The sequence below is a fragment of the Saccharopolyspora pogona genome (assembly GCF_014697215.1).
GTDB classification, from domain to species: domain Bacteria; phylum Actinomycetota; class Actinomycetes; order Mycobacteriales; family Pseudonocardiaceae; genus Saccharopolyspora; species Saccharopolyspora hattusasensis.
Window position 1 is genome coordinate 2,680,585 of record NZ_CP031142.1, and the last position, 12,847, is coordinate 2,693,431.

Sequence of the window (12,847 nt, forward strand, 5' to 3'; positions counted from 1 at the left end):
GACTCGCGCACCACGTAGGACGTTGGACGGTTGGCCCTCCCGAACAGATCCTCGGGAGGGCCAACCGTCCAACGACGTCTCGCACCGGAAATCTCGATCACATGGGAAGAGGACGGTTGGCGGTCTCGCGGACGAAGTACGCGCCGACGAGCGGGATCACCGCGCAAGCCATGATCATCCAGGCCGGAGCCATCAGGTTCCCCGTGACATCGATCAGCCAGGTCGCCACGTACGGCGTGGGCCCGGCCAGAATGGCGGTGGAGAGCCCGTACGCCACGGCGTAGCCCGTGAACCGAATCCGGGTGGGAAAGGACTCCAGATTAGGAGCTGCCTGGCAGCCGGTGGCCACCCCGTGCAGGAAGCCGATCACCACCAGGCCCAGCACGGCCAGCCCCACGTCTCCGTGCAGCAGCAAGGAGAAGGCCGGGTATGCCAGAGCCAGTTCCAGAGCGCACAGCGCCAGGAGGAGCGGTCGCCGTCCTAGACGGTCCGACCAGTAGCCGGCCAGCGGCTGCGCCAGCATCGCGACGAGCACGGCCACCGTCACACACATCAGCGCCTCACCGCTGGAAAGCCCTGCCTCGCTCTTGAGGAAGGTCGGCAGGAACGTGAGCAACAGGTATGCGGGGACGCTGGCCGGCAGGTTGAACATGGCGGTGCGCCCGATCCCTTTCCACCCCGCGGCGGAGCCGAGGAGCGCTCGAAGGGGGTGTTGCACCTTCACCCCTGAACGTGCGACCTCGTCGAACTCAGGGGTCTCGCCGATCCGCGTGCGGATGTACAGCCCGATGAGGCCCACGGGAAACGCGATCAGGAATGGGATGCGCCAACCCCATTCCTCGATCTGGCCGGGCGTCAACGCAACGCTGAGAGCCGCGACGGACAGCAGTGCGCCGACCTGTCCGATGATCACGCCCCACTGCAAGAAGCTGGTCTGCAGGGCCCGCCGGTTATTCGGGGAGAACTCGGCGACCATGGTCGCCGCACCTGGCATTTCCCCGCCGACCGAAATGCCCTGGATGAACCGCAGCACGACCAGGAGAACCGGGCCGGCGGTACCGATGGATCCGTAGCCCGGAATCAAGCCGATCGCGGCCGTTGCCGTCGCCATGACAAGGATGACGGCCGACAAGGTCCTCTTCCGGCCAATGCGATCACCTAGCGGACCCCAGAACAGCCCACCGAGCGGTCGCGCGACGAAGGCCACCGCGAAGACAGCGAAGGTGTTGAGCATGCTCGCCGTCGAGTCACTGTTCGGGAAGAACACCGTGGCGATCGTCGTGGCCAGCGCTCCGTAGATGACCAGGTCGAAGTACTCGATTCCCGAGCCGATGGACGCAGCCAGCGTGATCCGGCGCAGGGGTTCTCTTTGCAGGCCCTCCATCTCGCCCGGTGGACGAGAAGCGACCTTGTCACCAGTCTCGTTCGCGGTCATGACAGCCCTTTCGTCTGAGCATTGATCCGGCGCCGGTGTCTACTGGCCGCCGTTGATTTCTTCTCGCAGACACGTCACTCCGAGCCACGTGGTCACAGTTCTATGTAGACACTCTTGGTGTAGAGGTAGGTGTCCATTTGCGCGGCACTTCCCTTGGAGCCATAGCCGCTCATCTTCGTTCCACCGAAGCCGACCAGCGGATCGATGTGGCCGTAGCAGTTCACCCACATCGTTCCTGTGTGGACGCCGTGAACGACTCGCAGTGCGGTGGACAGGTTTTGCGACCACACCGCTCCCCCGAGCCCGTATTCGCTGTCGTTGGCGATGGCGATGGCCTCGTCGACGTCGTCGAACGGCAGGATCGACAGGACCGGGCCGAAGATCTCCTCGCGAGCGATGCGCATCTCGTTGGTCACGCCGGCGAAGACGCTGGGCTGCACGAAGTACCCGTTGCCGAGTTCGCCGTCGAGACGCCGTCCCCCGCAGAGCAGTTCGGCCCCATCGTTGCGCCCGACATCGATGTAGGACAGCACCTTGTCCAGCTGCGGCTGGGAGATGACCGGGCCGAGCGTGGCGGCGTCGTCCAGGCTGTGTCCGACCCGCAGGGTGTCGATGAACGCCAGCAGCCGCTCGGTGAACTCGTCGACGATGGGCCGCTGCACCAACACCCGAGTGCCGGCGAAGCAGATCTGACCGGAGTTGGCGAAAACTCCCATCGCGGCTCCCGGCACGGCCTTGTCCAGGTCCGCGTCCGCGCACACGATGTCCGCCGACTTGCCGCCCAGTTCCAGCTGCAGCTTCTTGATGTTCGCAGTGGACGCTTCGATGATGCTGCGTCCGGTCTGCGTCGATCCGGTGAACGCGATGCGGTCGACGTCGGGATGGGCAGCCAGCGCGTGACCGGCCTCCTTGCCCAGGCCGGTCACGACGTTGATGACCCCGGCCGGCACTCCGGCTTCGTGCAGGATCTCCGCCACCCGCAGCACCGACAGGGAGGCGTCCTCGGACGGCTTCAGCACGGCGGTGCACCCACTGGCCAGAACAGCGCCGATGATCCAGAACTGGCCGTTGAGCGGACCGTTCCAGGGAATGATCCCGCCGATGACCCCGACCGGGGCTTTCAACGTCATCGTGGTGACGTTGCCGGGGATGCCGTTCATCAGCGTCTCACCGGAGATGCCGGCCGCCTGGGAGGCGAAGAACGACACCATCTTCAGCAACGCGGGCTTGGTGTTGCGCAACCTCGACACCGGGGCGCCCATGTCCAGGGCCTCGATCTGGATCAGTTCCTCGAACCGTTCGTCGAGGACCTGTCCGATGCGCGTGAGCAACGCCTGGCGCTCGTACGGGGTCCAGCTGCTCCACTGACCGTTGAACGCCTTGCGCGCGGCGAAGACCGCGCGATCGACGTCGGCCTGATCGCCCGCGGCGAGCCGCGCCAGGACCTCACCGGTCGACGGGTTGGCGGTGGTCAGCGTCTTCCCGGACACGGCAGGGACCCGCTCGCCGTCGATGAGGAGCTGGTGCGCGTCGCGGGACAAGAAGCCCTGGGCCTGCTCGAACAGAGCGAAGTTCTGCTGGGTTGTGGTCACTGGTTCCCTCTCACCTGACCTTCGACACCGGTGTCAGTCGAAGATGAAGACGCCCTTGCCGATCTCGCGCCGGTCGAACAGCTCGTAGGCCCGCTCGGCCTCGTCCAGCCGGAACTCGTCGGTGAACAGCGACTCCACGTCCAGGCTGCGCTCGGCCACGAACAGGGCGCACTCCTCCTGCAGGTTCTTGCTGAAGGTCAGCGAGCCGACGACGGTCTTCTGCAACTGGATGAGTTCCTCGCTGTCCAGCTCGACCTTGCCGAAAACCCCGACCATGCATGCGGTTCCCCAGCGCCGGAGCGCCTGGACCGCTTGCGTGCGCACGGTGGTGTTGGCGCTGCACTCGATGGACTTGTCCGCGCCTTCGCCGTTGCGGGTCAGTTCCCGAACGGCGGCCACGGGGTCCTGCTCTCGTGCGTCGACGACGTGGTCGGCGCCGAACTTCGCGGCCATCTCCAGCCGCGAGGGCTCCACGTCGATGGCGATGACCCGGGCGCCGAATGCCTTGGCCAGCATCGTGCAGCTCAGGCCCACGGGCCCCTGCCCGAAGACGGCCACGGTCTCGTCGGCGGACAGACCGACCCGCTTGATCGCCCCGAAGGCGGTCCCGGTGCCGCACGAGATGGCCGCACCGGTCTTGAACGACAGCGAGTCGGGCAAGCGGATGAGCGTGTGCGCGGGAACTTTCATGAAGTCCGCGTGCCCGCCGTCGCCGTCCAGCCCGCCGTACACGGTGCGCGCGTTCGGGCAGTACTGCGTCCAGCCCGAACGGCAGTACTGGCAGGTGCGACAGCCGTCGTAGTGGTGGACCATGACCCGGTCTCCGACCTTGGCCTCGCTGGGTCGCACGGCCTCACCGACGAGCTCGACGACTCCACACGGCTCATGCCCCTCGATCACCAGCTCGGATCCGCTGCGCAGCGGGCCGTGGAGGTGGTTGAGGTCGCTCCCGCACATGCCGGAGGCCTTCATGCGGATGACCACTTCGTCGGGCCCGGGAGCCGGGTCGGGAAGCTCGCGGAGTTCGAGCTTGCCTTCGCCCAGGAAGAAAACAGCTTTCATGTCAACGCTCCTCAATGGACAGCAGGTGTTCCGGCAGCTCCCGGCACCGCCGACCGGGCCGGTCGGCCGTGGACGTGGTCGCGGGAGAGCTTCAGTCGCGCGAGTCCGGCCGCCGAGCCGCGTGAGTTGAGCCCGAGGACGACAGATCGGAAACCGAATCCGACTCCGGCTGCGGGTCGTCCGCGGCGATCTGCGCCAACGCCTCCCGAGAGGTGTCCACACCGGCGAAGGCGTTGAGCAGGGTCACGAGGACGTACATCCCCGACACGGCCCCGATCACCCCGATCACGCCGTAGCTGTTGAACAGCCACAGGACGATGAAGGGCGAGAAGATCAAGCCGATGCGACCTACGGTCTGGGAGACACCGCCGCCGCGGAAGCGGAAGGCGGTCGGGAAGAACTCCGGTGTCGTTCCCAGGCCCAGGGTCAGGAACGCCGCAACCGTGGCGACCAGGATGAAGCCGATGGCGATGATCAGCACAGGCTCCGTCATGAACGGGTAGATGCCGGCGAAGATCGCCGATAGCGTCCCGAACGTCACGATGCTGCGGCGCCGTCCAAGGCGGTCGGCGATGAACACGCACAGCAGCGGTCCCGCGACGTAGCCGGACATGATCGCCGCGTTGAAACCCAGGGACGTCGACACGGTCATCCCCTGCTTCACGAAGAACGTGGGGATCCACCCGGTGACGACGTAGGAACCGAACAGGCAGGTGACGGTCAAGATCAGGGCCATAAACGTCCGCCGGATGACGGGACGCGAGAACAGCACCGTGATCGGCACCCACTCGGCCTTTTCGTCCACCGCGCCGCCCGCCTGGTGCCCGACCGGAGTCGAGCCGGCCTCCGGGTTCGCGACTCCGGACTCGCGCTCGATCTTCTGGATGATGGCCTCGGCGTCCTCGTGCCGCCCGCGCGATTCCAGCCAACGCGGCGACTCGGGCATACCCCGGCGCATCCACCAGGCGATCAGGGCGCCCACGCCTCCGATGACGAACATCCCGCGCCAGGACACCGCGGGAATGACCACCCAGCCGAGCAGCGAGGACAGCGAGACGCCGAGCCCACCGCAGATTCCGAGCATGCCCAGGTACCGGCCGCGGCGGTAACGCGGGATGAATTCGGTGATCATGCCGTAGCAGATGACGTACTCGGCGCCCAGCCCGATGCTCATCAGGCCTCGCAGGGCGATGAGAACCGGCATCGACGGTGCCATCGCCGCGCACAGAGCGAGGATCCCGAAGAGCGCCAGGCTGAATTGGAAGGCGAAGCCGCGTCCGAACCGATCGCTGAGCCAGCCGGCGAAGGCCGCTCCGATCGCGAGGCCGGCGAACGTGACCGACAGGAAGAGCGAGTTCAGCTCGAGCGTCGAGAAGCCGGTGGGCAGCATTGATGCCAGCACCGAGGCTGAGAGCGTGTTGTCGAACGAGTCGAAGAACATGCCGAGGCCGACCAGCAGCATCAAGCGCCGGTGGAACTTGCCGATCGGGATATTGTCGAGCCGCTGGCCCGCACTGATGTGCGTATTCATCAGCCGACGCCTCCCGGTCGTGCCGGGCCCGAGGCGTGGCAGGAACTTGTGGAGTCCGGGGGTCTGGCGGAGAGCACGGCCCGTTCCGGGATGGCTCTCGTGACGCGAGTGCGGTCGGCCAGGCTAGGAGTACGAGTTTCGCATGGGTTCGATCGCCATTGTTCGGTCATGCGTCTTACTACCTTTGGCTTGGTGTTCGGTGCGCAACAGCGCGAACACGACGGCGTGTTGGTGAACCGCTCCTTCTCGCGGGTGGATCGTCTCGATCAAGATGAACTGCCGGCTCCGCCTTGACACGTTCGCGATGTGCAGGCGGTTAGCAGCGACGGGCCACAGCTCCTCGCAGCGATGCTTGACATTATCCTGCATTATGAGACTTCGTCAACAGTTGGAATCTGCTACCCATACCCTTGCCGAAAACCGCATCCACGCAGGTCATGCCACGTGCTGGTACTCGTGGAGGATGCCACCCAGCCGATCGCGTCGACGTATGTTGAAGGGATCGAGCTGTTCTGGATCGGCGACCGGCACGGGCAAGGGACGTAGCGGGCGGGCGTTCGCGATGCACTGGTGCGGCCGGTGGGAGTTGTAGAACTGTTCGAACTCGCGTAAGGCATGGAGCAGGTGCCGCCGTGGAGTCGGCGATATCCCCAGCAGGGGTTCTCCTTGGCCTGGCGCAGTACCAAGGTCCGGGCGGAGCGCACGATTCGAGGTCGTCCTGGGCGCTTCGGCGGGCAGGCGGCTGCGTGGTGGCGTGCGACCAGGTCGCGGTGCCAGCGCAGCACCGTGTCCGGACGTACCAGCAGCCGCAGCCGACGCAGCACCTCCAGCGGCAGCCGGTGCAGCAGCGCCGCCAGGAATGCGCGATCGCTCGGAGTGAACCGCACCTTGTACTTACCGAGTTGGCGCTCCGGCACCGCAATCTGATGGCGCAGGGCCAGGATCTCCACGTCCTTGTCCCTGCCGGTCATCGGCAGCAGGCGCAGCACGGCGAACGCGTTCGTCACGCTCAGATAGACCAGTCGCAGCAGCACGGAAGATCATGCCGCGTGATCGCCAGCTGCGCGAGAGCGCCGACTCTATCGACCGTCGTCGACACCCCCGCAAACCAACTCTCACCAGGGCGGATGAGGTTATCGGCAACGGCACCGTCCGGCCGCGTTCGTGGTGACGCCCCCAGCGGACCGACAAATCCCAAACAGGACAGCCGAAACGTCAGTCGGTCGATGGGTCAGATCCACCAGCAGCGTCACCACGAACATCATCACTGTCAGTCGAGGCTGATGCTCAGCACGCGGTCGTCGTCCGGGCCCGGTTCTCCGCGACCGTCGGTGTTGTTCGTGAGCATCCACAGCGAGCCGTCCGGCGCGAGGGCGACATCCCGAAGACGGCCGAACTCGCCGACGAAGTGCTCAACCGAGGTCCTCGGGTCGGCCAGCGGGATCTCCCGGATCCGCTGGCCGCGCAGGTTCGCGACATATTGATCGGGAACTCAAAGGTCTGATCTTCGTTGATCTGGCATGATCGCTGGTGTGCGGGATGCGCGGAGGTTATCGCCTGAGACGCAGGAGGATCTGCGGCGCAGGGTGGTCGCGGCGGTCCATGGTGGGATGACCCAGGCCGAGGCGGCGCAGGTGTTCGCGGTGTCGGCGCAGTCGGTGTCCAGATGGGTGCAGGCGTGGCGAAAACGCGGTTCGAAGGGTCTTGCCGCGCGTCGCCGGGGTCGCAAGGCCGGGGAGCAGAAAGCGTTGAGTGCCCGCCGGCAGCGCAGGCTGCGGTATGCGGTGGCCGAGCACACCCCGGCCACGTTCGGGCTGACCGGCCTGGTGTGGACCCGCAAGGTCGTGGCCGAGCTGATCCGGGTGCGGCACGGCATCGTGTTGAGCCTGACCACGGTCGGCAAATACCTGCGTTCCTGGGGGCTGTCACCGCAGAAACCGATCCGCAAAGCCTACGAGCAGAATCCCGAAGCGGTGCGGGTGTGGCTGGAAGAGCACTATCCGGCTATCGCCGCCCGCGCCCGCCGCGAAGGCGCGACGGTGCTGTGGCTGGACCAGACCGGGATCCGCTCGGACGCCGCTGTGGGCCGCACCTGGGCCCCGAGGGGCACGACGCCGGTGGTGGGCAAGACAGGCAAGCGGTTCAGCGTGAACGCCATGTGCGCGATCGGCAACAAAGGCGAGCTGTACTTCACCGTCTACATCGGGTCGTTCAACGCCGGGGTCTTCCTCCCCTTCCTCAAACGCCTGGCCGGCCATCACGGCCGTAAGGTCCACCTGATCGTCGACGGACACCCCGTCCACCGCCGCAAGACCGTCCAGAAATGGCTCACCGAACACCGCTCGGACATCGAGATGCACTTCCTTCCCGGCTACAACCCCGAGCTCAACCCCGACGAGATCCGGGGTGCCGACCTCAAACGCGCCGTGTCCACCGGCACAGCACCGAAAACCCGCGACGAGCTGGAAACAGGGGTCCGCTCCTTCCTCCACCGACTCCAGAAGCTGCCCGACCGAGTTCGCTCCTACTTCGGCAAACCCGAAGTCCGCTACGCCGCCTGACATCACATATTTGCCCTGCGCTTCAATATGTGGTGTAGTGCCAGTTTGTGCCGGTGCCTCGGTACTGTTCGACAGGGATGGGGTGGGTTCCGGGTTCGAGGTAGTCTCGGCAGACTATCCCGTTGATGTGGTCGATTTCGTGCGCTACCAGGCGGGCGATGCCGCGTTCGAAGATGGTAATGCGTCGTTCGCCGGTGATGTCTTGGTGTTCGACGTGAATCATCAGTGGTCTGGGGATGCGGCAGCGGACGTCGAAGAAGCTCAGACAGCCTTCGTATTGGTGGTCGTGGTCATCGCTGATTTCGATGATGCGCGGGTTGATCAGAGTGATTGCATCGTCGCTGCCGGATGGGCACACGAGGGCGGCTGCGCGTTCGATGCCGATTTGGGGTGCGGCGATGCCCATGCCTTTGCCGAAGGTGTGGGCCTGGGCGACGCGTTGGGTTGCCGAGTGGAGTTCGGAGATCACGCGGCGGGCGTCCTCGGCCTCGTCAGGCAGGGCGAATGGTCGCGCGACACGGCGGAGTACGGGGTCGCCGTATTGCAGGATCCCCAGTGCGGTCATGGTCTCGCTGGGTTTAGGCGGGGTTGCGGCTGCAGTCGGCGTGTTGTTGCGGAAGTGCCATTCCAGACCGTATCGGGCGTGCATCAGTGGGTCCTCTGTGGACCAGGAGAAGAGGGTCCGGTCCGCCTGTTGCTGTGTATGGATGGCGGCCTGGAAGGGCATGGATTCGGCAGTCATCGAGGTGTGCAGGCCCCAGACCAAGAAGTGGAAGCGGCCATCACACCGCGCACCAAGGCCATCGTCGTCACACACCTGTGGCGCGTGCCCGCCCAGACCGAGGCCCTGGCCGGCATCGCCGACCGGCACGGGATCACCTTGGTCGAAGACGGCTCCCACGCCCACGGCGCCACCGCCGGCCACCGCCACATCGGGTCCTTCGGCACCGCGGCGGCGTTCAGCATGAACGGCCCCAAACCCCTCTCCGCCGGAGAGGGAGGCTTCGTACTCACCGATGACGACGAGATCTATTACCGCGTGCTTGGCCAGTACAACAAACGCTGCCGCAACGAGATCCCTTTCGATCACCCGCTGGCGCGATTCTCCGTCACCGGAATGGGCCTCAAGCTGCGCATCCATCCCCTGGCCGCCGCCCTCGCACTCAATCAGCTCGACCACCTCGACGTTCGGCTCACCGGCCGACGCCGGATCGCCGCCCGTATGATCGACGCACTACGCGAGTTGCCCGGCATCTCCGTGCCCGACATCCCACCCAGCTGCGAACCCACGTGGTACGCGCTCGCGCTCGTCTACCAACCCGACCAACTCGACGGCATCCCCCTCACCACCCTGCTGAAAGCACTCCACGCCGAAGGCTGCCTCGACGTCGACCTCCCCGGCTCCACCCGACCGCTCAACGAACACCCCCTGTTCGACGCCCCCAACGAACTGTTCCCGCTCCTCCCGGAAGGATGGCCGAGTTACCGCCCCGGTCAGTTCCCCCACGCCGAACACCTCCACCGCCACACGCTCAAACTCCCCGTCCCCCACGACAATGACGACCTCGCAGACGCCTACCTTCAGGCGTTCGCGAAAGTGATCAGCAACTACCGCGACCTCAAGGAGGCCCACCCGGCATGAGCCTGCCCGACGTCAATGACCTCACCCGCCAAGACACCGCTGACGGCATCCAGCAGCAAGTCGTCGGCGCCGCCATCATCCACAACGGACAGATCCTCCTCCTACAGCGACCGCTCAACGACTTCCGCGGCGGCACCTGGGAACTGCCCTCCGGCAAAACCGAACCTGGCGAAGACCTCACCACCGCCCTGCACCGCGAAGTTCTCGAGGAAACCGGACTTATTGATCCGGGTGGCAAATGTGTGATGTTAGGCGGCGTAGCGAACTTCGGGTTTGCCGAAGTAGGAGCGAACTCGGTCGGGCAGCTTCTGGAGCCGGTGGAGGAAGGAGCGGACCGCTTGTTTCAACTCGGCGCGGGTTTTGGGGGCTGTGCTGGTGGAAACGGTGCGTTTGAGGTCGGCATTGAGTAGCTCGTCGGGGTTGAGTTCGGGGCTGTATCCCGGCAGGAAGTGCATCGCGATCGCCTCAGCGTGCTTGGTGATCCATTGCTGGATAGTCTTGCGGCGGTGGACGGGGTGTCCGTCAACGATCAGGTGGACCTTGCGGTCCAGATGGCGGGTCAGCCGGTCCAGGAACGACAGGAACACCTTGCCGTTGAACGAGCCGGTGTAGACGGTGAAGTACAGCTCGCCTTTGTTCCCGATCGCGCACATCGCTTTCACGCTGAATCGTTTGCCCGTTTTGCCCACCACCGGTGTCTGGCCCGCCGGTGCCCAGGTGCGGGCTACGGTGGCGTCGGAGCGGATCCCGGTCTGGTCCAGCCACAGGATCAGTGCGCCCTCGCGGCGGGCGCGGGCGGCGATGGCCAGGTAGTCCTCCTCCAGCCATCGGCGTACGGACTCGGGGTCCTGTTCGTAGGCCTTGCGGATCGGTTTCTGCGGCGACAATCCCCAGGAACGCAGGTAGTTGCCGACGGTGCGCAGGTTCAACACGATGCCGTGGCGCACCCGGATCAGCTCGGCCACTGTCTTGCGGGTCCACACCAGGCCGGTCAGCCCGAACGTGGCCGGGGTGTGCTCGGCCACCGCATACCGCAGCTTGCGCTGCCGGCGGGCACTCAACGCTTTCTGCTCGCCGGGCTTGCGACCCCGGCGACGCCCGGTGAGACCCTTCGAGCCACGTTTCCGCCACGCCTGCACCCATCTGGACACCGACTGCGGGGCCACCGCGAACACCCGGGCCGCCTCGACCTGACTCATCCCACCATGAACAGCAGCGACCACCCTGCGCCGCAAATCCTCCTGCGCCTCAGGCGACAACCTCCGCGCGTCCCGCACACCAGCGATCATGCCAGAACAACGAAGATCACACCTATAAGTTCCCGATCAATACCATCAAGAGCATCACCGGCTACCTCGGTGCCTTCGACTACACCTCCGGCAGCGGCAAACGAACCCGTCAGCACACCTGGTCCGTCACCGTCACCCGTGACAACGAGGTGCGGCTGAGCGAACACGACGCCCACACCTGGGCCATCCCGACCGATCCTCTTCCGGTCAGCGACGAAGTCGCCACCGTGATCACCCAGCACACCCACCGGACGAACACCTGACAAATGCTTCTAGTCGGCTCGGATCACCTCCGGTTCGAGTCCACCAGACAGCGAGATGAGAGCCCTTCGTTTGGACAGACCCTTCTCGGGGGGACTGTTCAGAGCATGCGCCTAGGTCTTCAGGCCAGTGCAGCACGATGCGGGTGTGCTGTTTGTTGATGACACGGCTGGTGGGTGGCTGCGGGGGCCCTGCGGTGGCTGGGTACACGTCGATGCGGGCTTGCTAATAGCGGTAGCACCGGTCCCAGGTCTGGATGAGCTCGACGTCGTCCGCGAAGCTGGGCCAGGCCCGCTTCGGCGAGCGAGACCGCGTCGGAGGACTTGCTGGTCTGGATTGCGAGGTGAGCTTGTGCGGCGAAGACGTTGGCGTCCAGCGCCGGGTCGCAGGCAGAGAGGGCAAGCCGCTGCGCACTTTTCCGAGGTTTGCGAGGGATCGAATGGATTGGTGTGTGTCGTTCGGCGTAGGCCACACGTTGGCCCGTGCCGATGTGGGGCTGAGGTCGTTCTTGTCGGCGGTGTCGCCTCTGCCGTCGCACGCGGTAGCTAGGGTCGTCGCCGCTCGCGTACATCCTGTGCCGGAGTTGACCGACGAACTCCGGCGCGACGTCAAAACTTCGTGTGCTGCTGCAGGCCAGGAAGGTCCTCACCGCCGTCCGCGCGACCCTTCCGGATGCAGCGGTCGTGGTGCTGTCGAACCTCTCGGCGTGCGATGCAGCGCACGCCGAGACTGTCCGCGCCGAACTCGGCGATCTGCTCGACGCCAGCTATTTCAGCTACAGGGAGAAGCTGGCGAAACCTGACTGGCGTTTGTTCAGCCGGGTAGCAGCTGAACAGGGATGCGGTCTCGACCGTCTCGTGCACATCGGCGACAGCGTTGAGGCTGATGCTCGGGCGGCGCTGCTGGCGGGCGGCCGGGCCGTTCTACTCGGCGAGGACGATCCGGACCTCGGGCCGCCGCAGCGATTCCGGCGCGTCGGCGGGCTCCCCGAGGTGGTGGGGCAGCTCGCCGTTTGGCGTGAAAGTGATCGCGCCACCTTGCCGGTGCGCGCCGAGGCGCTCATCACCAACGAGGCCGGCGAAATCCTCGTCGTCCGCGGCCCAGACGACGAGGACTGGGTCCTGCCCGGAGGCCGCTGCGAGCGACGAGCGGACGAAGACCCGGCCCAGGCCTGCGCCCGGGAAATCGGGGAAGAGCTGGGACTGGATGTGCGGGTCACCAGCGACGACACGGAATTGGTCGCCTGGTCGTATCAGGAGAGCAAAGCCGACGAGAACAAGATCGTCCACGTCTTCCGTTTGCCCATGCCCGACCAGACGACCGTCAAAAGCCCTGCCGAAATCGCCCTCTGCGCGTGGATGCCCGAGGTGCGGGCCCAGCACACCTTCTGGCGCGCCGCCCAGCCCAGCGGCTGGACCCGATCCGGTCGGCGAGCCACGCCGATACCTTGATGCCCTACAGACCTACTGGCACC

At 65.7% G+C, this 12,847-nt stretch carries 12 protein-coding genes and 1 pseudogene; 4 read left to right on the plus strand and 9 right to left on the minus strand.

Features of this window, described 5'->3' with window-relative positions:
- Positions 1-97 precede the first annotated feature (97 nt).
- From DL519_RS12340 to DL519_RS49890, 6 genes are all read right to left on the minus strand, one after another.
- Entirely contained in the window at positions 98-1,435 is a 1,338-nt protein-coding gene (locus DL519_RS12340; protein WP_190814823.1) for an MFS transporter, read from the minus strand.
- Positions 1,436-1,527: 92 nt separating this feature from the next.
- Positions 1,528-3,027 carry an aldehyde dehydrogenase family protein gene (locus DL519_RS12345; RefSeq protein ID WP_190814825.1) on the minus strand — a complete coding sequence of 500 codons (1,500 nt, stop codon included), beginning with the start codon at positions 3,025-3,027 and terminating at the stop codon, positions 1,528-1,530.
- 33 nt (positions 3,028-3,060) lie between these two features.
- Positions 3,061-4,089 (minus strand): zinc-dependent alcohol dehydrogenase family protein, encoded by a 1,029-nt coding sequence (locus DL519_RS12350; RefSeq protein ID WP_190814827.1) that lies wholly within the window; start codon positions 4,087-4,089, stop codon positions 3,061-3,063.
- Positions 4,090-4,180: 91 nt separating this feature from the next.
- On the minus strand, positions 4,181-5,620 hold the full coding sequence (locus DL519_RS12355) for an MFS transporter (protein ID WP_190814829.1): 1,440 nt from the start codon (positions 5,618-5,620) through the stop codon (positions 4,181-4,183).
- A 398-nt stretch (positions 5,621-6,018) separates the two neighbouring features.
- Positions 6,019-6,654, minus strand: coding sequence for a helix-turn-helix domain-containing protein (locus tag DL519_RS12360; RefSeq protein ID WP_223838843.1), 636 nt, complete (start codon positions 6,652-6,654; stop codon positions 6,019-6,021).
- Positions 6,655-6,890: 236 nt separating this feature from the next.
- A complete protein-coding gene (locus DL519_RS49890) occupies positions 6,891-7,088 on the minus strand; it encodes a PQQ-dependent sugar dehydrogenase (protein WP_190823936.1) in 198 nt (65 codons plus the stop codon).
- 52 nt (positions 7,089-7,140) lie between these two features.
- Between DL519_RS49890 and DL519_RS12370 the strand changes: the two genes are divergently transcribed.
- Complete coding sequence (locus tag DL519_RS12370; protein WP_190814831.1) at positions 7,141-8,181, plus strand: IS630 family transposase; 1,041 nt, start codon at positions 7,141-7,143, stop codon at positions 8,179-8,181.
- 22 nt (positions 8,182-8,203) lie between these two features.
- Here DL519_RS12370 and DL519_RS12375 read toward each other — a convergent pair whose 3' ends face one another.
- Positions 8,204-8,923 (minus strand): peptide deformylase, encoded by a 720-nt coding sequence (locus DL519_RS12375; protein ID WP_190814832.1) that lies wholly within the window; start codon positions 8,921-8,923, stop codon positions 8,204-8,206.
- Between the two features lie 27 nt (positions 8,924-8,950).
- Here DL519_RS12375 and DL519_RS12380 point away from each other — a divergent pair, with 27 nt between their 5' ends.
- A complete protein-coding gene (locus tag DL519_RS12380) occupies positions 8,951-9,823 on the plus strand; it encodes a DegT/DnrJ/EryC1/StrS family aminotransferase (protein ID WP_263399632.1) in 873 nt (290 codons plus the stop codon).
- Positions 9,820-10,041 (plus strand): annotated as a pseudogene (locus DL519_RS12385) (NUDIX domain-containing protein); the annotation flags it as partial. The gene DL519_RS12380 and the pseudogene DL519_RS12385, both read left to right, overlap by 4 nt.
- A gap of 30 nt (positions 10,042-10,071) precedes the next feature.
- On the opposite strand, the gene DL519_RS12390 reads toward DL519_RS12385, so the two are convergent.
- Both DL519_RS12390 and DL519_RS12395 read right to left on the minus strand, forming a co-directional pair.
- Positions 10,072-11,112 (minus strand): IS630 family transposase, encoded by a 1,041-nt coding sequence (locus DL519_RS12390; RefSeq protein ID WP_190814836.1) that lies wholly within the window; start codon positions 11,110-11,112, stop codon positions 10,072-10,074.
- Positions 11,109-11,360, minus strand: a complete 252-nt coding sequence (locus DL519_RS12395) for a hypothetical protein (RefSeq protein ID WP_190814837.1) — start codon at positions 11,358-11,360, stop codon at positions 11,109-11,111. The genes DL519_RS12390 and DL519_RS12395 overlap by 4 nt, the downstream gene beginning before the upstream one ends.
- A 633-nt stretch (positions 11,361-11,993) precedes the next feature.
- On the opposite strand from DL519_RS12395, the gene DL519_RS12400 reads away from it, so the two are divergent.
- Positions 11,994-12,824, plus strand: a complete 831-nt coding sequence (locus DL519_RS12400; protein WP_190814839.1) for an NUDIX domain-containing protein — start codon at positions 11,994-11,996, stop codon at positions 12,822-12,824.
- Positions 12,825-12,847 lie beyond the last annotated feature (23 nt).